The sequence below is a fragment of the Paracoccus xiamenensis genome, from assembly GCF_011308835.1.
Taxonomy (GTDB): Bacteria; Pseudomonadota; Alphaproteobacteria; order Rhodobacterales; family Rhodobacteraceae; genus Paracoccus; species Paracoccus xiamenensis.
Genome location: NZ_JAAOHY010000005.1, coordinates 159,968 through 177,306, shown reverse-complemented (window position 1 = coordinate 177,306; position 17,339 = coordinate 159,968). Strand labels below are relative to the sequence as shown.

Sequence of the window (17,339 nt, the reverse complement as noted above, 5' to 3'; positions counted from 1 at the left end):
CGCCGATGGGCCGCTATCTTCTGCGCCGAACCTTCGTGCTGGCCCTGTCGCTGATCGCGGCGGGGCTGGTCCTGTTTGTGCTGCTGCGCCTGCTGCCGGGCGATCCGGCGGCGGCGCTGCTGGGCGTCGGCGCGGATGATGCGCAGATCGCCGCCGCCCGCGAACAGGTCGGATCCGATCAGCCGATCTGGGTGCAGCTGGGACGTTTCCTGTCGGATCTGGCGCGCTTCGATCTGGGCAAATCCTTCGTCTCGAACCAGCCGGTCCTGCCCGAGATCTTGGCGCGGCTGACCATCACCCTGCCGCTGACGCTGGCGGCCTTTACGCTGGCGCTGTGTCTGGCGGTGCCCTTGGGGATCATCGCCGCCGCGCGCGCGGATCGCTGGTATGGCGCGCTAATCTCGACCATCTCGCAATTCGGGCTGGCGGTGCCGGTCTTCTGGATCGGTATCCTGCTGGTCTGGCTGGTGGCGATCGAATGGCGGCTGCTGCCCGCATCGGGCTTTCCCATCGACGGCTGGGGCGATCCTTGGGCGGCGATCAAAGCGCTGATCCTGCCCGTCGTGACCATCGCGCTGGTGATGAGCGCGTCGCTGCTGCGCTATGTCCGCTCCGCCACGCTGGACGTGCTGGGCGCGGATTACCTGCGCAAGGCGCGTGCTTTGGGAGAGACGCAGGCGCAGGCGCTGATCCGCCACGGCATCCGCAATGGTGCGGTGCCGGTGATCTCCATCCTCGGGATCGAACTCGCCTCGACCCTGCTGGGCGCGGTGGTGGTTGAACGGGTGTTCACGCTGCCGGGCCTTGGTTCCATGCTGCTTCTGGGGATCCAGCAGCGCGATTACCCCAGCGTGCAGGGGGTGCTGCTGATCTCGACCCTGCTGGTGCTGCTGATCGGTTTTGCGGCGGATGTGATCCAGCGGCTGATCGACCCGCGCCTGCGTGATCCGGGGGCCGGGAGATGAGGCGCAACCTGTGGATCGGCGCGGTGCTGGTCGGGCTGAACGCGGCGGTTGCGGCGCTGACGCTGGTCTGGCTGCCCTACGGCCCGACCGAGATGTCGGGCGGCCGCCTGTCGCCGCCAAGCTGGGCGCATCCGGCGGGGACCGACCGGCTGGGGCGCGATTACCTGACGCAGGTGATGATCGGCGCGCGGATCGCGATGACCGTGGGCATCGGGGCGGCGCTGCTTGGCGGGCTGATCGGCACCACGCTTGGCGTGTTGGCGGCCTTCGCGCGGCGCGGCTTGGACGATGCGCTGGCGGCGACGCTGGACATCCTGATCGCCTTCCCAACGCTGCTGCTGGCCATGCTGGTCGTCGCCGCCAGCGACGGGGCCAGCCTGTGGACCGCCATCCTTGCCATCGGCCTTGCCATGTCGGCGATCATCGCGCGGCTTGTCCGCATCCTGACCAAACGCGTGCTGGCGCAGGATTATATCACCGCCGCGCGCTGTTCGGGGCTTGGCTGGGGCAAGATCACAATCGCCCATATCCTGCCCAATATCTTGCCGACCGTCATGGTCGCGGTGGCGCTGCAATTCGGCCTTGCGGTGATTGCCGAGGCCTCGCTGTCCTATCTGGGCCTTGGCACGCCGCCGCCCAATGCAAGCTGGGGGCAGCTGCTGCAACAGGCGCAATCGACGGTGTTTCGCGCGCCGATGGGGGTGATCGCGCCCGGTCTGGCGCTGATCTCGCTGGTGCTGGGCATCAACTTTCTGGCCGATGGTCTGCGTGACCTGATGGACGCGGATGAGGAGATCCAGCCATGAGCCTGTTGCAGGTGCAGGACCTGACCGTTTCCGCTGGCGCGCGCGAATTGGTGCATGGCGTCAGCTTCGATCTCAGGCCCGGCGAAAGGCTGGGGTTGGTCGGTGAAAGCGGCTCGGGCAAGTCGCTGACGGCGATGGCGATTGTCGGGCTGCTGGCGCCGGGCCTGACCGCTGGCGGCTCGGTCCTGCTGGACGGGCAGCAGATGATTGGCCGCCCTGACCGCGATCTGGTGCGCCTGCGCGGCGCAGTGGCGTCGGTGGTGTTTCAGGATCCGCGATCGGCGCTGGATCCGCTGATGCGTCTGGGCGACCAGCTGGCCGCCCCCATCCGCCGCCGCGCCGTCCGCGAGGGCCGGGCGCTGTCGTCGGCACAACTGCGCGCCGAACAGATCCGCTGGCTGGACCGCGTGGCCATCCCCGAACCCGACCGCATCCTGCGCGCATGGCCGCACGAGGTCTCCGGCGGGCAGCGCCAGCGCATCGCCATCGCCATGGCGCTTGCCTGCGGCCCGCGCCTGCTGATCGCCGACGAACCCACGACCGCGCTGGATGTATCAAGCCAGGCCGAGGTGCTGGACCTGCTGGGCGGTCTTGTCAGGGATGAGGGCCTGTCGCTGCTGTTCATCAGCCACGACCTGCCGGTCGTCGCCCGCATCTGCGACCGGGTGGTGGTCATGCGTCAGGGCCGCGCGGTCGAGGAAGGCCCGACCGCCCGCGTCTTTACCGACCCGCAAGACCCCTATAGCCAGGGCCTCGTCGCCGCCGCCCGCCGGCTGCAATCCGCATTGGAGAACCCGGCATGAGCCTGTTTTCCCTGCAAGATGTCAGCTATGCCTATCCGCGCGGCGATACCGTCCTGCACGACGTCTCGCTGTCGCTGGAGACGGGGCAGAACCTTGGCATCCTTGGCGAAAGCGGGTCGGGCAAGTCGACGCTGCTCAGGCTGATGCTGGGGCTGGCCGCGCCCAGTGACGGCACGCTCAGCGCTGATGGCACGCCGCTGGACATCCATTCCCGCGCCCGGATGCAGGCGCATCGGCGCTTTGCGCAGCCGGTGTTTCAGGACCCCTATACCTCGCTGGATCCGCGCATGCGGATCGGGCGTGCGCTTGCCGAACCCCATGCGGCGCTAGGCCTGCCCGGTGATGCACAGGCGGAAATCGCCCGCGTGCTGGCCGCCGTGAACCTGCCGCAGGACAGCACCCTGCGCCGGCCCCGCGCCTTTTCCGGCGGCCAACGTCAGCGCATCGCCATCGCGCGTGCCCTGATCGCGCGGCCGCGGGTGCTGCTGGCGGATGAACCGGTCAGCGCGCTCGATCTGTCCACCCGCGTCCGGGTGATCGACTTGCTGGCCGAGCTGTCGCGCGACCTGACACTGGTGCTTGTCTCGCATGACATTGCCATTGTCGCGGCGCTTTGCCCGCGCCTGATCGTGCTGCAACATGGCCGCGTGGTCGAGGCGGGCGAGACCCGCCAGATCCTGCGCGATCCGCAGCACGACTATACGCGGATGCTGCTGTCCAGCCTGCCGCGACTGCCCGACTCGAAGGAGACCGCCCGATGACCTATCAGACCCAGATCGAAGACTGGCGCTCGGATCGCCTTGCCGCGCTGACGGCCGAGGATGGCTGGCTGAACCTGACCGACCGGATCGAGATCGCGCCGGGCCGCATGACCGTGGGCCGGGCGGCAGATAATGACGTGGTGATCTCTGCCGGGCCGGATTATCTCGGCGTGCTGGATCTTGGCGCGGATGGGGCGGCGACCTTTGACGCGGGGCAGGGTGCGCAGCCGTTCCAGCCCGTACCCGACAATCCGCCACGCCTGAAGGTCGGCGATCTGCTGCTGGAACGCAGCCAGGTCGAAGGCATCTTCGCCCTGCGCGTCCGCGATGCCAAGGCACCCACGCGTCAGGATTTCCCCGGCATCGACTATTACCCCCTCGACTCGGCATGGCGGATCGAGGCCGACTGGCACCCGCTGCCCGAAGCGCTGGATCTGGACATTGATCTGGTGACCGGCGCGCAGGACCGTGTGCGCATCACCCACGAGGCCCGTTTCACCCATGACGGCCAGACCGTCACCCTGCTGCCAACGCATGAAAAATCCGGCAAGCCGATGTTCGTGATCCGCGACCGGACGGCAGGTGCCGAAACCTACGGCGCGGCCCGCTTCCTGATCGGCGAGGTTCAGGGCGACAAGGTGGTGCTGGATTTCAACAAGGCGTTCAACCCGCCCTGCGCCTATACCGAATTCGCTGTCTGCCCACTGCCGCCGCGCCAGAACATCATGCACTTCGCCATCCGCGCGGGCGAGTTGAAGCCCGCGGACCACTGACGCCGGAAGCCTAGCGGCCTGATTCCATTTCGGGAAGTTGGAGCGGGTGATGGGAATCGAACCCACGTATTCAGCTTGGAAGGCTGCTGCTCTACCATTGAGCTACACCCGCAACGCGACCCTTTTAGGCGCAGCCGTCGGCCCGCGCAAGGGCAAGCGGCTTACGTCAGCCGGTCGGGCAGGGTGATCCCGCGTAGGATCTCGGCGGCCTCCATTGGGCGCTTGCCGGCACGCTGCGCCTGCAACACTTCGATGGCGCCATCGCCGCACGCCACCCGGAACCCGCCCAGTACCTGACCCGGCGCACCCGCGCCCGCCACAAGGCGCGAGCGCAGAAGCTTCACCCGCTCGCCGGCAATCTCGCACCAGGCGCCGGGAAAAGGCGACAAACCGCGAATCAGCCGGTCCACCTCGGCGGCCGGACGGGTCCAGTCGATCCGCGCCTCGGCCTTGTCGATCTTGCTGGCATAGGTGACGCCCTCGGCGGGCTGCGGCACGGCTGGCATCGGCAGCTGCCCCAGCACATCGACAATCAGCCCCGCCCCCATCGCCGCCAACCGGTCATGCAGATCGGCGGTGGTGTCTTCAGCGCCAATCTGCATGCGCGCCTCGGCCAGAACGGGGCCGGTATCCAGCCCGGCCTCCATCTGCATGATCGCCACGCCGGTTTCGGTATCGCCCGCCATGATCGCCCGGTGGATCGGCGCCGCCCCCCGCCATCGCGGCAGGATCGAGGCGTGGATGTTCAGACATCCCAACCGGGGCGCGTCCAGAATCGGCTGCGGCAGGATCAGCCCGTAAGCCACCACCACCGCCACATCCGCGCCGAGTGCTGCGAACTCCGCCTGTTCTTCGGCCCCCTTCAGCGACCGGGGATGGCGGACCTCGATTCCCAGTGCCTCGGCCGCAACCTGCACTGCTGAGGGGCGCGGCTTCTGCCCGCGCCCGGCCTCGCGCGGGGGCTGGGTGTAGACGCAGACGACCTCATGCGCGGCCGCCACCGCTTTCAGCGCAAAGACCGAAAACTCCGGCGTTCCCATGAACACAACCCGCATCGCAGCCTCTTTCAGTCTGGTTCAAATATCCTGGGGGTGCGGGGGCAAGGCCCCCGCGCGGCCTATCCGCGTTTCGAAAGCTTCGCCGATTTGGCCACCAGCATCTTGCGGCGCAAGGGTGTCAGGTGATCGACATAGACCTTGCCGTTCAGATGGTCGATCTGGTGCTGCACCGAAGTCGCCCACAGACCGACGAAATCGCGTTCCTCAATCTCGCCAGCCTCGTTCAGAAACCGCACCGTCACCGCGCGGGGGCGGGTGATATGGGCCGATACGCCGGGCAGGTTCGGGCTGGCTTCTTCATGGCTGCGGAACTGGACCGAGGAATGCAGGATCTCTGGATTGGCCATCCGCACGGCCTGTCCGCGCTTGTCAGACGCATCGACCACGGCCAGCCGCAGCATGATCCCGATCTGCGGCGCGGCCAGACCAACGCCCGGCATCGCCTCCATCGTGTCGACCATGTCGTCCCAGATCATCTGCACCGATTCTGTCACCGCCTCGACCGGCTGGGCGGCGGTGTGCAGGCGGCGGTCCGCATAGGGCAGGAAGGGGCGCGCGGTCATCAGGCCAGATCGCGCGCGCGTTCGCGCTTCAGCTTGACCATCTTGCGGGTGATTATCTGCCGGCGCATGGCGCTGATATGGTCGATGAACAGCACGCCATCGAGGTGGTCGATCTCGTGCTGGGCGCAGGTCGCCCACAACCCGTCAAATTCCTGTTCGTGGCTTTTGCCATCCAGACCCAGCCAGTTGACCTTGACCTCAGCGGGGCGCGTCACCTCGGCATAGTGGTCGGGGATCGATAGGCAGCCTTCTTCGTAAACGTTCTGCGTCTCTGATTCCCAGGTGATTTCCGGGTTGATCAGCACCATGGGCTGCGGCTCGGCCTCGGGGTCGCGCTGTGCGTCCATGACGAAAATCCGGCTCAGCACGCCGACCTGCGGGGCGGCGAGGCCGATGCCGGGGGCGTCATACATCGTGGCCAGCATGTCGGCCGCAAGCGCCTCGATTTCCGGCGTGATGCGGGCGACGGGCTCGGTCACCTTCTTCAGGCGCGGATCGGGATGCAGAAGGATGGGGCGTATTGTCATGTCCGTGATCTAGGACAAGGCTTGGCGCGGCGCAATAAGCTGCCTATCCATGTCCCCGACAGGAGGACCATATGACCAAACCCGATTTCGACCAGATCATCGAACGCCGCGGCACAAATTGCAACAAATGGGACGACATGCAGGCCATTTATGGCGTTCCGGCCAAGGACGGGCTGGCAATGTGGGTGGCGGATATGGATTTCCGCCCGCCTGCCGGCGTTCAGCGGGCGGTCGAGAAGCTGGCGGCGCATGGGGTCTATGGCTATCCCTCGGCCCATCCCGACTATCTTCCGGCGATTCAGTGGTGGATGGAAAACCGCCACGACTGGCAGGTCGACCCCGATTGGATCCTGACCGCCGCCGGGCTGGTCAACGGGACCGCGCTTGCGATCAACGCCTTCACCAATCCGGGCGACAGGGTGATCCTGATGACGCCGGTCTATCACGCCTTTGCCCGTGTGACCCGCGCCCTTGGGCGCGAGGTGGCCGAATTCCCGCTGGCCACGGAAAACGACCGCTATGTCATGGATTGGGACAATTGGGCGCAACTGCTGACCGGCCAGGAAAAGATGCTGATCCTGTGCAGCCCGCACAATCCCGGCGGCCGTGTCTGGACGCCCGAGGAACTGCGTCAGGTCGCCGATTTCTGCGCGGCCCATGATCTGATCCTGATCAGCGACGAAATTCACCACGATCTGGTGATGCCCGGCCATACCCATACGGTGATGGCCAAGGCCGCGCCCGATATCGCCAACCGGCTGATCACCCTGACCGCCGCGACGAAGACATTTAACATCGCCGGCGCACATGTCGGCAATGCGATCATCGCCGATCCGGTGCTGCGCGCGGCTTATAAGGCGCAGCTGCTGGGGCTGGGCCTGTCGCAGGGCATGTTCGGCATCGACATGGTCGCCGCCGCCTATTCGCCCGAGGGCGCGGCATGGGTCGATGCGCTGATCCCCTATCTGGACAACAACCGGCAGATCTTCGATGCGGGGGTGAACGCGATACCGGGGCTGCGCTCGATGCCGCTTGAGGCGACCTATCTGTCCTGGGTCGATCTGTCCGGCACAGGCATGACCCCGGACGAGGTGAAGCAGCGCCTTGCAAAGGATGCAAAGATCGCTGCGAATGCAGGCGAGACCTTTGGTCTGGGCGGCGAGGGGTTCATCCGCTTCAACCTCGCCACGCCCCGCGCCAATGTCGAGACCGCCGTGGCCCGCCTGCAATCTGCCTTCGCCGATCTGCAATAGGGGGCGGGCGTGCTGCGTCTGCTGTTCCTGCTGCTGATCGGCTGGCTGCTGTGGTCAATGCTCGGCCCCGAAACGATCCGGCCGCCGGTCGGGCCGGACCCGACGCCGCCGGTCGCCCGCCCGCAGCCGCCCGACCTGTCCGCGCCGCTGCAGGGTAAGATCGACCGCATCCTGATCGAAAAGGGCGCGCGGCGGCTGACGGTCTATCAGCGGGGCAATCTGGTCCGCGAATACCGGATCGCGCTTGGCTTTGCGCCTGATGGCGACAAGCATCAGCAGGGCGATGGCAAGACGCCCGAGGGGATCTTCAAGGTCGACCGCCGCAATGACCGCAGCAAGTTTCACCTGTCGCTGGGCATCGACTACCCGCAGGCGGACGACCGCAAGCGCGCCCGCGAAGGCGGCTATGACCCCGGCGGTGATATCTTCATCCACGGCCAGCCGAACCAGATCGCCGAAGGTTATCGCGTCAAGGGCGACTGGACCGAGGGCTGCATCGCCATCGACAACCACCAGATCGAGGAACTGTTCGCCGCCACCCGCATCGGCACCGAGGTCGAGATCCGGCCCTGACATGAGGACACCATGACCGAAATCACCCTGCGCCCGGCGCGCCCCGACGATGCCGCCGATCTCGCTGCCGTTCAGAACGCGATTTTCGATGCCGGGCTGCGCAAGACCGGCGTTGATGAAGACCGGATGCGCGCGCTGTATCTGGATCATCCGAACACCATCCGGCTAACGGTGGCGGATCGGGGTGGCAGGGTGCTGGGCTTTCAGTGGCTGGGTACCGCTTGGCCGGGCAATGAATATGGCGTGACGCTCGGCTGGGGCATGATCGGCACGCATATCCGGCCAGACGCGGGGCGCAGCGGGATCGGCCGGCGGCTGTTTGCCGAAACGCTGGCAGCGGCGCAAAGGGCAGGGCTGGCCCATATCGACGCCAGCATTGGCGACGACAACGCGCCCGCCTTCGCCTATTATCAGGCCATGGGCTTTCGACCCTATCGCAAAAGCGAGGGCCGTACGCCGCACCGGCTTGATCTGTCGCCTCTTTCCGCCGCCCCGCATAATCACTAGGTTGCGCACATGACCTGGACCGTACCGAACATTCTGACCATCCTGCGGCTTCTGGCCGCGCCCGGCGTCCCGCTGATGTTTCTGTATTTCCAGCGCCCCTGGGCCGATTGGGCGGCGCTGACGCTGTTCCTGGTGGCAGCGCTGACCGACTGGGTCGATGGCTATCTGGCGCGGGCCTGGAACCAGCAAAGCCGTTTTGGCGCGGCGATGGACCCGATTGCCGACAAGGCGATGGTGGTCATCGCGCTTGTGGTCATCACCGGCTATTCCGGCATGAACCCCTGGCTGATCCTGCCGGTCACGGTGATCCTGTTCCGCGAGGTTTTCGTGTCCGGCCTGCGCGAATCGCTGGGCGATAACGCCACCAAACTGGCCGTGACCAAGATCGCAAAATGGAAAACCACCGCGCAGATGGTCGCCATCTCGGTGCTGTTTCTGGGCACGGGGCTGGCCTATGTCGAACATGGTCGCCCGCCACTGTTGGGTGAGGCCGGGCTGCCGGGGGATATCACGTGGTCCTCGATTGCGACATTCATCGGGCTGTTCCTGATCTGGATTGCAGCCGGGCTGACCGCCTGGACCGGCTGGGACTATTTCCGCAAGGCGATGCCCTATCTGCGCGGGCCGAAATAGGGGGCCGAAATGAAGATCGACGTGCTGTATTTCGCCTGGATCCGCGAACGCATCGGCGAACCGCGCGAGCGTGTGGATACCGGCGCCAGCACCGTGCGCGGGCTGGTCAACCAGCTGATCGCGCGGGATGAACGCTATGCTGCGGCGCTGTCGGACCTGTCTTCCTATCGCGTCGCCGCCGATCAGGAACTGGTCGATTTCGACCACAAGCTGGAACATGTGCGCGAAGTGGCCTTCTTCCCGCCCATGACTGGCGGCTGATGCTGATCCGCATCCAGCCCGAGCCCTTCGATCTGGCCCGCCTGCTGGACGGTTTCGGCGCGGGCGCAGGCGCGGTGGTGACGTTTTCGGGCCTCGTGCGCGACGATACCGGCACCATGGTCGCGCTGGAATTGGAACACTATCCCGGCATGACGGAAAAAGCCGTGACCGACATCGCGGCCAAGGCGCAGGCGCGCTGGAACCTGATCGATCTGGCCGTCATCCACCGATACGGCCGCCTGCCCGTGGGCGAGGCGATCATGTGCGTGGCCACCGCCGCCCGCCACCGGGCCGAGGCGTTCGAGGCCGCAGAATACCTGATGGATTACCTGAAATCCCGCGCCCCGTTCTGGAAGCGGGAAATCGGCCCGGACGGGCCCGGCCAATGGGTCGCGGCCAAGGACGCGGACGAGGACGCGTTGTCCAGATGGGGGTGATCCGCCCAGAACTGGCCGCATGGCTTGCGCCCCGCCGCGAGCTGATGGCGGCGGCCACCTGCATGGCGCTTGCCGGCTGGGTGGCGACTTGGGGCGGCTGGTTCTTCGCCGGGCTCGGCTTTTTGGGCTTTGCGATCTGCGCCGCGTGGATGCTGGGCAGCTGGCGCCGGCTTGCCTTTCATCGCGACATCGCCGCACCCGGCGTGCTGGACATCGACGAAGGCGAGATCCGCTATTACGCCGCGCGCGCGCTTGGCGGCAGCGTGGCCTTGCGCGATCTGGCCGAGATTCGCCTGATCCGGCTGGACGGGCATGACAACTGGCGCCTGAAAACCCGCGACGGTCAGGCCCTGCTGATCCCGGTCGAGGCGCGCGGCGCCGACCAACTGGCCGATGCCTTCACCGCCCTTCCGGGCGTCGATATGGGCCGCATCACCAGCGCCCTTGCAAAGCGGGACGGCCCGTCGCTGCGTGTCGTCTGGACGGCGCCGCAGCCCGGGCAGGAAAAGCCGGATTGACGAAGTCGGGTTGACTCGGGGGCTGCCGCGCGCCACCTGTTCCGCCAAACGTGAAGGGGTCCGAGATGTCCATTCCTCAGCAGGGCGGCGGCCTGATCGAGAATCGCGATCAGCTTGCCGAATATATATCCTCGGGCGAGAAGCCGCGCGAAAACTGGCGTATCGGCACCGAGCACGAGAAATTCGGCTATACAAAACCCGAATACCTGCCGCTGCCTTACGATGGCGAGCGGTCGATCAAGGCGATGCTGGAAGGCTTGCAGCAGCGTTTCGGCTGGGAGCCTGTGTTCGAACAGGACAAGATCATCGGGCTTCAGCGCAATGGTGCCAATGTCAGCCTGGAACCGGGCGGGCAACTGGAACTGTCCGGCGCGCCCTTGGAGACGATTCACCAGACCTGCGACGAGGTGAACCAGCATCTGGCCGAGGTGCGTGAAGTCGCCGACCAGATCGGCGCGGGTTTCATCGGTCTGGGCGCGGCCCCGATCTGGCACGCCGATCAGATGCCGATGATGCCCAAGGGGCGCTATGCACTGATGACGCCCTATATGCGCAAGGTCGGCACGCTGGGCACCGACATGATGTATCGGACCTGCACCGTGCAGGTGAACCTGGACTTTGCCTCGGAAGCCGACATGGTCCAGAAGCTGCGGGTTTCGCTGGCGCTGCAACCGGTGGCGACGGCGCTGTTTGCGAATTCGCCTTTCCTCGACGGCAAGACGAACGGCTTTAAAAGCTGGCGCGCGCATATCTGGCAGAACCTTGATGCCGACCGTACCGGGATGCTGCCCTTCGTGTTCGACGACGGCTTTGGATATGATGCCTGGGTCGACTATGTGCTCGATGTGCCGATGTATTTCGTCTATCGCGACGGCAAATATATCGACGCTTTGGGGCAAAGCTTCCGCGATTTCCTGAAAGGCGAGTTGCCGGCCCTGCCGGGCGAGAAGCCGACGCTTTCCGACTGGGCGGACCACATGACCACCGTCTTCCCCGAAGCGCGGGTCAAGAAGTTCATCGAGATGCGCGGGGCCGATGGCGGCCCGTGGCGCAGGCTTTGCGCGCTGCCGGCGCTGTGGGTGGGGCTGCTGTATGACCAATCCTCGCTGGATGCGGCCTGGGATCTGGTCAAGGGCTTTGACGCCGAAACCCGTGAGGGCCTGCGCCGTGCCGCTGGCCGCGATGCCCTGCAGGGCGAGGCGGGCGGCGTGAAGCTGCACGATCTGGCACGCGAGGCGGTGGCGATTGCCGAGGCCGGGCTGAAGGCCCGCGCCCGTCCCGGTGCTGGCGGGCTGGTCCCGGACGAGACGCATTTCCTGAACGCATTGAAGGAAAGCGTTGATACCGGACGGGTGCCGGCGGATGAACTCCTCGCGAAATATCACGGGGAATGGCACGGAGATTTGAATCGCATCTACGGCGAATATTCGTACTGATCGCGCCATGACAGTGAATATTCGATACCGCCTGATCCAGATCCTTGAAATCCTGCTGTGGCTAGGGGCCGTTGCGGGCGTTGGCATGGTCGCGCGCGACGCATGGGCGCTGCGCGAACAGGGCGCATCGGCCATGCTGGACGCCGCCGGGCCGGGCCTGCTGGCCATTGGGGCCGCGATGGCTGCCTTGATCGTGCTGATCGGCATCTATCACAATTCCCGCCGCAGCGCCGAGGCGATGGACCGCCTGTCCCGTCAGGGCGCAGGTGGCATGCGCCGCCTGCCGGGCGCGCAGCGTGGTGCCGATCTGCCTGTGCAGCCCGCAGTGCCCCCGGCTGCCCCTGTGGCCGTGACACCTGCGCCTGTTGCACCGCCCGTGCCTGTCGCCGCCCCGGTCTTTTCGACCCCGGCACCGGTTGTGACCGAACCGGAACCGGCATCCGCACCGGTCACACCGCATATTGTGGAATCTGCACCCGCAGATCCCCGACCAGAGCCGCAAAGGCTGCGCGCGGGTATCCGCAGGCTCGGCCCCGCGAACTAAAGCTTCAACCGGTCGGCCAGCGACAGCAGGTCGGCCCATGCCTCGCGCTTGGCGACGGGGTTGCGCAGCAGGTAGGCCGGATGGGTCATCGGCAGCGCAGGGCGGCCGAAGGCCTCGACCCATTTGCCGCGCAGGCGCAGGATCCCTTCGCGGTTCAGCGCGGCGAGGCATGGCGTATTGCCCATCAGCACCAACACCTCCGGGTCGGCCAGTTCGACCTGACGGCGCAGGAAGGGCAGCGACAGCGCGATTTCATCTGGCGAGGGGCGGCGGTTGCCGGGTGGACGCCATTTCAGCACATTGCCGATATAGATGGCGCGGGTCGCGTCCGGGACCTCGCGGCCCATGCCGATGGCCGCAAACATCTGATCCAGCAATTGCCCCGCCCGCCCGACAAAGGGGCGGCCCTGCGCGTCCTCTTCCTCGCCCGGGGCTTCGCCGATGATCATCACCCGCGCCTTTGGATCGCCGTCCGAGAAGACGAAATTGCGCGCCCCCCGCTTCAGTTGCAGCCCGTCGAAGGACTGCTGCGCCTCGGCCAGTTGATCCAGCGTTTGCGCCGAGGCCGCCAGCGATTCGGCCTCGTTCTGGAAATCGGCATGGTCCGGCTCTGCCGCGACCATCGGCGCGGCAGGGGCCGCTGTCATGGGCATGACCGGCGCGGGCTTTGGCGGCGGGGGCAGGTCGGTCCGGTCAAGTGGGGCGTCCAGCATCGGTTCGTCCACGCCCAGCTCGCGCTGCCATTCCAGCAACGCCAACGCCGTCCAGCCGTCAATCTCGACGCCGCGCCATGTCAGATCCGATTCCATCGCCGCGAAGGTAGGCTGCGCGCCGGTTCGCGGCAAGCCCGACCGCAACCCGAACCCTTGCCGCAAGCCGCCCGGTTTGCGATAGAGGGCGCAGTCCGAAAGGGGTTCCAAATGACGTTCCGCGCCCGCCACTTGCTGGGGATCGAGCCCCTCTCGCCGCCCGAAATCACCTCGATTCTGGATCTGGCCGACAGCTATGTCGACCTGAACCGGCGCACGATCAAGCATTCCGACGCGCTGTCGGGGATGACCCAGATCAACATGTTCTTCGAAAATTCGACCCGCACGCAGTCCAGCTTCGAACTGGCGGGCAAGCGGCTGGGCGCGGATGTGATGAACATGTCCATGCAGACCAGCAGCGTGAAAAAGGGCGAGACGCTGATCGACACCGCCCTGACCCTGAACGCCATGCGGCCCGACCTGCTGGTGGTGCGGCACCCGAGTTCCGGCGCGGTCAACCTGCTGGCGGAAAAGGTGAATTGCGCGGTGCTGAACGCAGGCGACGGCCGCCACGAACACCCGACGCAGGCGCTGCTGGACGCGCTGACCATCCGCCGCGCCAAGGATCGGCTGCACCGGCTGACCGTGGCCATCTGCGGCGACATCGCCCACAGCCGCGTGGCGCGGTCGAACCTGATCCTGCTGGGCAAGATGGAAAACCGCATCCGCCTTGTCGGCCCGGCCACGCTGATGCCCGCCGGTGCCGCCGAATTCGGCTGCGAGATTTACGAGGACATGCGCGAGGGCCTGAAGGACGCCGATGTGGTGATGATGCTGCGGCTTCAGAAGGAGCGCATGGATGGCGGCTTTATTCCGTCCGAGCGCGAATATTATCACCGCTGGGGGCTGGACGCCGACAAGCTGGCCCATGCCAAGCCGGACGCCATTGTCATGCATCCCGGTCCGATGAACCGGGGCGTGGAAATCGACGGCACCATTGCCGATGACATCAACCGCAGCGTGATTCAGGATCAGGTCGAAATGGGCGTGGCCGTTCGCATGGCGGCGATGGACCTTCTGGCCCGCAATCTGCGCGCCGAACGTGGGCGGGCGCTGGCAGAGGGCACCTATGTCTGATGCCGCCACGCCGCCGCCGGTGCCGGTCGATCACCCCGGCTGGCAGGGCATTCTGGACCCGGGCGAGCAGATCCTGTGGCAGGGCCGCCCCGAAGCCCGCATCCGGCTTGACCTGCTTGAACTGGGACGGATCCTTCCGGGGCTGTTCATGGTCGGCTTTGCGCTGTTCTGGATGTGGGGGGCCGCGTATGCCAGCCCGCTGTTCGCAGCATTCGGCCTGATCTTCGTCTTCACTGGCTTGCGGCAAATGCTCGGGCAGGCGTTGCGGGCGTATTTCACATTGTCTTGCAGCTTCTATACGCTGACCGACCACCGCGCCATCATCGGCACCGACATGCCTTTTCAGGGGCGCCGGCTGGTCAGCTATCCCATCGACGCCGCCACGACCACCGAATATGTCGCGACCGAGCCGCCCTCGATCATGTTCGGTCCAGCCATGCGCGGCAAGCGCACGCGGCCGGGTTTTCACTTCGTCGCTGACGCCGACCGCGTCATGGCGATGATCCGGCAGATCCAGCGCGGATCCGATCGGCCAGCCGACGGGGCAGGCGCGTGAAAATCGAAGAACCCGCCACCTATCGCGAGCGCTATGCCGCCAAGGCCGGCGCGGTCATTCAATCGCCCGGCTCGGCGCAACCGGGCTGGGATGCGATCCTTGAAGACGGCGAGGAACTGTATTGGCAAGGCTGGTCCCGCCCAAAGCTGAAATTCGGTAAGGCGGTGGTGGGAAATCTTGTTGCCGGATCGATCATCACCGCATTTGGCGGGGCCATGTGCGCCGCTGGTTGGGCTTATGGCGTGAAAGGCGGCAAGTTCGAGGCCTGGCTGATCGGAATCATCGGATTGCCGCTATTGCTGCTGGGGCTGCTGCGGCTGATCCCGGATGCGGTCTGGGAATACCTGCTGCAACGGCGCAAGTTCTACAGCCTCAGCAACCGGCGCGCTTTCGCCGGCGGTTCGAACCTGCTGGGCAAGCGCCGGCTGATATCATGGCCGATCACGTCCGAGACCAGCTTTCGGCTGATGAAGGGCGATCCGCCCTCGGTCCGGTTCTACGAGGGGCGGCTGGAAAGTGGCAGGCGGCCCAATTATCACGCGGCCTTCAAAGCGATCGAGGATGCGGATGACGTCTATAAACTGCTGCAGAAAATCCAGAGGGACGCGGTATGATCCTGCATTTCGATAACGCCCGGCTGATCGACCCCGAAACCGGCACAGACGGCCCCGGCAGCCTGACGGTTCAGGACGGCTTCATCGCCGCGCGCGATGCTGACGCCCCCAGCGATGCCACGGTGATCGACTGCAACGGCCGCTGCCTTGCCCCCGGCATCGTCGATTGGGGCGTCAAGGTGGGCGAGCCGGGCGAGCGGCACAAGGAATCCTATACCAGTGCCGGGCGCGCGGCGGCGGCGGGTGGCGTCACTACCATGATCGTGCGCCCCGATACGGCGCCGCCCATCGACAACCCCGAAAGCCTGGATTTCGTGGCCAAGCGCGCGCTGGACTCGATCGTCCGCGTGCGCCACATGGCCTCGTTGACCAAGTCCCGCGAGGGCCGCGAGATGGTCGAGATGGCCTTTCTTTGCGATGCCGGCGCCGTGGCCTTTACCGATGGCGTGCGCGTCGTGCCGGACGCCAAGCTGTTCGGTCGCTGCATGACCTATGCGCGCGGTCTGGGCGCGCTGATTGTCGGTCACCCGCAGGAACCGAACCTGTCCAGGGGCGCGGCGGCGACCAAGGGCAAGTTCGCCTCGCTTTACGGGATCGCCGATGTCTCGCCCGTGGCAGAACTTATGGGGCTGGAACGCGATCTGGCGCTGGTTGCGATGAGCGGCGGGCGCTATCACGCCGACCAGATCACCACGGCGGGGGCGCTTCCCGCGCTGCGCCGCGCGCGTGCGGGCGGGCTGGACGTGACGGCTGGGATCTCGATCCACCATCTGACGCTGAACGAATTCGACGTCGGCGGCTATCGAACCTTCTTCCGCTTCACCCCACCCCTGCGCGCCGAGGATGACCGCCTGGCCATGGTACAGGCCGTGGCCGACGGCGAGATCGACGTGATCGCATCCTTCCACACCCCGCAGGACGAGGAATCCAAGCGCTTGCCCTTTGCCGAGGCTGCCCCCGGCGCGGTTGGCCTGCAAACTCTGCTGCCGGCGGCGTTGCGGCTGTATCATCAAGGCGGGCTGACCTTGCCGCAGCTGTTCCGCGCGATGTCGCTGAACCCGGCGCGGCGGCTGGGGCTGGACGGTGGCCGGCTGGCGGTCGATGCGCCTGCCGATCTGGTCTTGTTCGATGCAGATGCGCCCTTTGTGCTGGACCGCTTCACGCTGCTTTCAAAGTCGAAAAACACGCCCTTTGACGGGGCGCGGATGCAGGGCCGGGTCCTGGGCACGTGGGTTGGCGGTGAAAGGGTATTCGGATGATCGCAGTGATCTGGGCCATTCTGGGCTATCTTATCGGTTCCGTTCCCTTCGGGATCGTCATTACCCGCGCGCTCGGGCTGGGGGATCTGCGTCAGATCGGCTCGGGCAATATCGGGGCGACCAATGTGCTGCGCACCGGCCATAAGGGGGCGGCGCTGGCGACGCTGCTTCTGGACAGCGGCAAGGGCGCGATTGCGGTCCTGCTGGCGCGTTGGCTTGGCGGCGATACGGCAGCGGTGGTGGCCGGCGCAGGTGCGCTGCTCGGCCATTGCTTTCCGGTCTGGCTGGGTTTCAAGGGTGGCAAAGGGGTTGCGACCTTTCTGGGCACGCTGATTGCGCTTTACTGGCCGCTGGGGCTGGCGGCCTGTGCGGTCTGGCTGCTGACGGCGCTGATCGCGCGGATCAGTTCGCTTTCGGCGCTGGTGGCGGTGGGGACATCGCCGCTGGTGGCGCTGTTGATCGGCAAGGGGCAGATCGCCGCCGCCGCGCTGTTTATGGCGGTGCTGATCTTCTGGCGGCACAAGGAAAACATCGCCCGCCTGCAGGCCGGGACGGAACCGAAGATCGGCCGCAAGAGCTGACCCTGCGGAACTTTGCCCGGCCCTG

Annotated in this window: 23 protein-coding genes and 1 tRNA gene; 19 read left to right on the top strand and 5 right to left on the bottom strand. The window is 66.2% G+C overall.

Annotated elements, in window-relative coordinates; genetic code table 11:
- Positions 1 to 5 precede the first annotated feature (5 nt).
- From G7044_RS12525 to G7044_RS12505, 5 genes are read left to right on the top strand one after another with little or no spacing between them, the layout of a single operon-like run.
- Positions 6 to 965: an ABC transporter permease gene (locus G7044_RS12525; RefSeq protein ID WP_166329334.1), complete on the top strand. Its 960-nt coding sequence runs from the start codon at positions 6 to 8 to the stop codon at positions 963 to 965.
- Positions 962 to 1,771, top strand: a complete 810-nt coding sequence (locus tag G7044_RS12520; RefSeq protein ID WP_166329332.1) for an ABC transporter permease — start codon at positions 962 to 964, stop codon at positions 1,769 to 1,771. Before G7044_RS12525 ends, G7044_RS12520 begins: the two co-directional genes overlap by 4 nt.
- On the top strand, positions 1,768 to 2,574 hold the full coding sequence (locus G7044_RS12515; RefSeq protein WP_166329330.1) for an ATP-binding cassette domain-containing protein: 807 nt from the start codon (positions 1,768 to 1,770) through the stop codon (positions 2,572 to 2,574). Before G7044_RS12520 ends, G7044_RS12515 begins: the two co-directional genes overlap by 4 nt.
- Positions 2,571 to 3,335 (top strand): ABC transporter ATP-binding protein, encoded by a 765-nt coding sequence (locus G7044_RS12510; protein WP_166329328.1) that lies wholly within the window; start codon positions 2,571 to 2,573, stop codon positions 3,333 to 3,335. Before G7044_RS12515 ends, G7044_RS12510 begins: the two co-directional genes overlap by 4 nt.
- Positions 3,332 to 4,108 carry a DUF1684 domain-containing protein gene (locus tag G7044_RS12505; protein WP_166329326.1) on the top strand — a complete coding sequence of 259 codons (777 nt, stop codon included), beginning with the start codon at positions 3,332 to 3,334 and terminating at the stop codon, positions 4,106 to 4,108. Before G7044_RS12510 ends, G7044_RS12505 begins: the two co-directional genes overlap by 4 nt.
- Before the next feature lie 38 nt (positions 4,109 to 4,146).
- On the opposite strand, the gene G7044_RS12500 is transcribed toward G7044_RS12505, so the two are convergent.
- The 4 genes from G7044_RS12500 to def (G7044_RS12485) all read right to left on the bottom strand — a co-directional run bounded on the left by G7044_RS12500 (position 4,147) and on the right by def (G7044_RS12485) (position 6,256).
- Positions 4,147 to 4,220, bottom strand: a tRNA-Gly gene (locus G7044_RS12500).
- Between the two features lie 49 nt (positions 4,221 to 4,269).
- Positions 4,270 to 5,163, bottom strand: coding sequence for a methionyl-tRNA formyltransferase (gene fmt / locus G7044_RS12495; protein ID WP_166329324.1), 894 nt, complete (start codon positions 5,161 to 5,163; stop codon positions 4,270 to 4,272).
- A 62-nt stretch (positions 5,164 to 5,225) separates the two neighbouring features.
- Complete coding sequence (gene def, locus G7044_RS12490; protein WP_166329322.1) at positions 5,226 to 5,729, bottom strand: peptide deformylase; 504 nt, start codon at positions 5,727 to 5,729, stop codon at positions 5,226 to 5,228.
- The gene (def, locus tag G7044_RS12485) at positions 5,729 to 6,256 is read right to left on the bottom strand and encodes a peptide deformylase (RefSeq protein ID WP_166329320.1); all 528 of its coding nucleotides are present in this window, start codon (positions 6,254 to 6,256) and stop codon (positions 5,729 to 5,731) included. Before def (G7044_RS12485) ends, def (G7044_RS12490) begins: the two co-directional genes overlap by 1 nt.
- A gap of 71 nt (positions 6,257 to 6,327) precedes the next feature.
- Here def (G7044_RS12485) and G7044_RS12480 point away from each other — a divergent pair, with 71 nt between their 5' ends.
- From G7044_RS12480 to G7044_RS12440, 9 genes are all read left to right on the top strand, one after another.
- A complete protein-coding gene (locus tag G7044_RS12480; RefSeq protein ID WP_166329318.1) occupies positions 6,328 to 7,509 on the top strand; it encodes a MalY/PatB family protein in 1,182 nt (393 codons plus the stop codon).
- A 9-nt stretch (positions 7,510 to 7,518) separates the two neighbouring features.
- On the top strand, positions 7,519 to 8,082 hold the full coding sequence (locus G7044_RS12475; RefSeq protein ID WP_328803852.1) for a L,D-transpeptidase family protein: 564 nt from the start codon (positions 7,519 to 7,521) through the stop codon (positions 8,080 to 8,082).
- A 12-nt stretch (positions 8,083 to 8,094) separates the two neighbouring features.
- Entirely contained in the window at positions 8,095 to 8,589 is a 495-nt protein-coding gene (locus G7044_RS12470) for a GNAT family N-acetyltransferase (protein WP_207630293.1), read from the top strand.
- Between the two features lie 9 nt (positions 8,590 to 8,598).
- Complete coding sequence (gene pgsA / locus G7044_RS12465; RefSeq protein ID WP_166329316.1) at positions 8,599 to 9,222, top strand: CDP-diacylglycerol--glycerol-3-phosphate 3-phosphatidyltransferase; 624 nt, start codon at positions 8,599 to 8,601, stop codon at positions 9,220 to 9,222.
- Positions 9,223 to 9,231: 9 nt separating this feature from the next.
- Positions 9,232 to 9,483, top strand: coding sequence for a molybdopterin converting factor subunit 1 (gene moaD, locus G7044_RS12460; protein ID WP_166329314.1), 252 nt, complete (start codon positions 9,232 to 9,234; stop codon positions 9,481 to 9,483).
- Complete coding sequence (locus tag G7044_RS12455) at positions 9,483 to 9,920, top strand: molybdenum cofactor biosynthesis protein MoaE (protein WP_166329312.1); 438 nt, start codon at positions 9,483 to 9,485, stop codon at positions 9,918 to 9,920. Before moaD ends, G7044_RS12455 begins: the two co-directional genes overlap by 1 nt.
- Positions 9,911 to 10,438, top strand: a complete 528-nt coding sequence (locus tag G7044_RS12450; protein WP_166329310.1) for a hypothetical protein — start codon at positions 9,911 to 9,913, stop codon at positions 10,436 to 10,438. The genes G7044_RS12455 and G7044_RS12450 overlap by 10 nt, the downstream gene beginning before the upstream one ends.
- Positions 10,439 to 10,503: 65 nt before the next feature.
- Positions 10,504 to 11,874, top strand: a complete 1,371-nt coding sequence (locus G7044_RS12445) for a glutamate--cysteine ligase (protein ID WP_166329308.1) — start codon at positions 10,504 to 10,506, stop codon at positions 11,872 to 11,874.
- Positions 11,875 to 11,881: 7 nt separating this feature from the next.
- A complete protein-coding gene (locus G7044_RS12440; protein WP_166329306.1) occupies positions 11,882 to 12,418 on the top strand; it encodes a hypothetical protein in 537 nt (178 codons plus the stop codon).
- Here the strand turns inward: G7044_RS12440 and G7044_RS12435 are convergent.
- Positions 12,415 to 13,227: a uracil-DNA glycosylase gene (locus G7044_RS12435; protein WP_166329456.1), complete on the bottom strand. Its 813-nt coding sequence runs from the start codon at positions 13,225 to 13,227 to the stop codon at positions 12,415 to 12,417. The genes G7044_RS12440 and G7044_RS12435 overlap by 4 nt on opposite strands.
- A gap of 111 nt (positions 13,228 to 13,338) precedes the next feature.
- Between G7044_RS12435 and G7044_RS12430 the strand changes: the two genes are divergently transcribed.
- The 5 genes from G7044_RS12430 to plsY are packed head-to-tail and all read left to right on the top strand — an operon-like array spanning position 13,339 to position 17,314.
- Positions 13,339 to 14,304 carry an aspartate carbamoyltransferase catalytic subunit gene (locus tag G7044_RS12430; RefSeq protein WP_166329304.1) on the top strand — a complete coding sequence of 322 codons (966 nt, stop codon included), beginning with the start codon at positions 13,339 to 13,341 and terminating at the stop codon, positions 14,302 to 14,304.
- Complete coding sequence (locus G7044_RS12425; protein ID WP_166329302.1) at positions 14,297 to 14,860, top strand: aspartate carbamoyltransferase catalytic subunit; 564 nt, start codon at positions 14,297 to 14,299, stop codon at positions 14,858 to 14,860. Before G7044_RS12430 ends, G7044_RS12425 begins: the two co-directional genes overlap by 8 nt.
- Positions 14,857 to 15,474: a hypothetical protein gene (locus G7044_RS12420; RefSeq protein WP_166329300.1), complete on the top strand. Its 618-nt coding sequence runs from the start codon at positions 14,857 to 14,859 to the stop codon at positions 15,472 to 15,474. The genes G7044_RS12425 and G7044_RS12420 overlap by 4 nt, the downstream gene beginning before the upstream one ends.
- Positions 15,471 to 16,733 carry a dihydroorotase gene (gene pyrC / locus G7044_RS12415; RefSeq protein ID WP_166329298.1) on the top strand — a complete coding sequence of 421 codons (1,263 nt, stop codon included), beginning with the start codon at positions 15,471 to 15,473 and terminating at the stop codon, positions 16,731 to 16,733. Before G7044_RS12420 ends, pyrC begins: the two co-directional genes overlap by 4 nt.
- Positions 16,730 to 17,314: a glycerol-3-phosphate 1-O-acyltransferase PlsY gene (gene plsY / locus G7044_RS12410; RefSeq protein WP_166329296.1), complete on the top strand. Its 585-nt coding sequence runs from the start codon at positions 16,730 to 16,732 to the stop codon at positions 17,312 to 17,314. Before pyrC ends, plsY begins: the two co-directional genes overlap by 4 nt.
- Positions 17,315 to 17,339 lie beyond the last annotated feature (25 nt).

What these genes read in the sequence shown, in the direction of transcription:
- G7044_RS12525 (WP_166329334.1), top strand. Translation starts at nt 6, where the DNA reads ATGGGCCGCTATCTTCTGCGCCGAACCTTCGTGCTGGCCCTGTCGCTG.
- G7044_RS12440 (WP_166329306.1), top strand. Translation starts at nt 11,882, where the DNA reads ATGACAGTGAATATTCGATACCGCCTGATCCAGATCCTTGAAATCCTG.
- moaD (WP_166329314.1), top strand. Translation starts at nt 9,232, where the DNA reads ATGAAGATCGACGTGCTGTATTTCGCCTGGATCCGCGAACGCATCGGC.
- def (WP_166329322.1), bottom strand. Translation starts at nt 5,729, where the DNA reads ATGACCGCGCGCCCCTTCCTGCCCTATGCGGACCGCCGCCTGCACACC.
- def (WP_166329320.1), bottom strand. Translation starts at nt 6,256, where the DNA reads ATGACAATACGCCCCATCCTTCTGCATCCCGATCCGCGCCTGAAGAAG.
- G7044_RS12425 (WP_166329302.1), top strand. Translation starts at nt 14,297, where the DNA reads ATGTCTGATGCCGCCACGCCGCCGCCGGTGCCGGTCGATCACCCCGGC.
- G7044_RS12455 (WP_166329312.1), top strand. Translation starts at nt 9,483, where the DNA reads ATGCTGATCCGCATCCAGCCCGAGCCCTTCGATCTGGCCCGCCTGCTG.
- G7044_RS12520 (WP_166329332.1), top strand. Translation starts at nt 962, where the DNA reads ATGAGGCGCAACCTGTGGATCGGCGCGGTGCTGGTCGGGCTGAACGCG.
- G7044_RS12510 (WP_166329328.1), top strand. Translation starts at nt 2,571, where the DNA reads ATGAGCCTGTTTTCCCTGCAAGATGTCAGCTATGCCTATCCGCGCGGC.
- G7044_RS12505 (WP_166329326.1), top strand. Translation starts at nt 3,332, where the DNA reads ATGACCTATCAGACCCAGATCGAAGACTGGCGCTCGGATCGCCTTGCC.
- pgsA (WP_166329316.1), top strand. Translation starts at nt 8,599, where the DNA reads ATGACCTGGACCGTACCGAACATTCTGACCATCCTGCGGCTTCTGGCC.
- G7044_RS12450 (WP_166329310.1), top strand. Translation starts at nt 9,911, where the DNA reads ATGGGGGTGATCCGCCCAGAACTGGCCGCATGGCTTGCGCCCCGCCGC.
- pyrC (WP_166329298.1), top strand. Translation starts at nt 15,471, where the DNA reads ATGATCCTGCATTTCGATAACGCCCGGCTGATCGACCCCGAAACCGGC.
- fmt (WP_166329324.1), bottom strand. Translation starts at nt 5,163, where the DNA reads ATGCGGGTTGTGTTCATGGGAACGCCGGAGTTTTCGGTCTTTGCGCTG.
- G7044_RS12430 (WP_166329304.1), top strand. Translation starts at nt 13,339, where the DNA reads ATGACGTTCCGCGCCCGCCACTTGCTGGGGATCGAGCCCCTCTCGCCG.
- G7044_RS12515 (WP_166329330.1), top strand. Translation starts at nt 1,768, where the DNA reads ATGAGCCTGTTGCAGGTGCAGGACCTGACCGTTTCCGCTGGCGCGCGC.
- G7044_RS12445 (WP_166329308.1), top strand. Translation starts at nt 10,504, where the DNA reads ATGTCCATTCCTCAGCAGGGCGGCGGCCTGATCGAGAATCGCGATCAG.
- G7044_RS12435 (WP_166329456.1), bottom strand. Translation starts at nt 13,227, where the DNA reads ATGGAATCGGATCTGACATGGCGCGGCGTCGAGATTGACGGCTGGACG.
- G7044_RS12480 (WP_166329318.1), top strand. Translation starts at nt 6,328, where the DNA reads ATGACCAAACCCGATTTCGACCAGATCATCGAACGCCGCGGCACAAAT.
- plsY (WP_166329296.1), top strand. Translation starts at nt 16,730, where the DNA reads ATGATCGCAGTGATCTGGGCCATTCTGGGCTATCTTATCGGTTCCGTT.
- G7044_RS12470 (WP_207630293.1), top strand. Translation starts at nt 8,095, where the DNA reads ATGACCGAAATCACCCTGCGCCCGGCGCGCCCCGACGATGCCGCCGAT.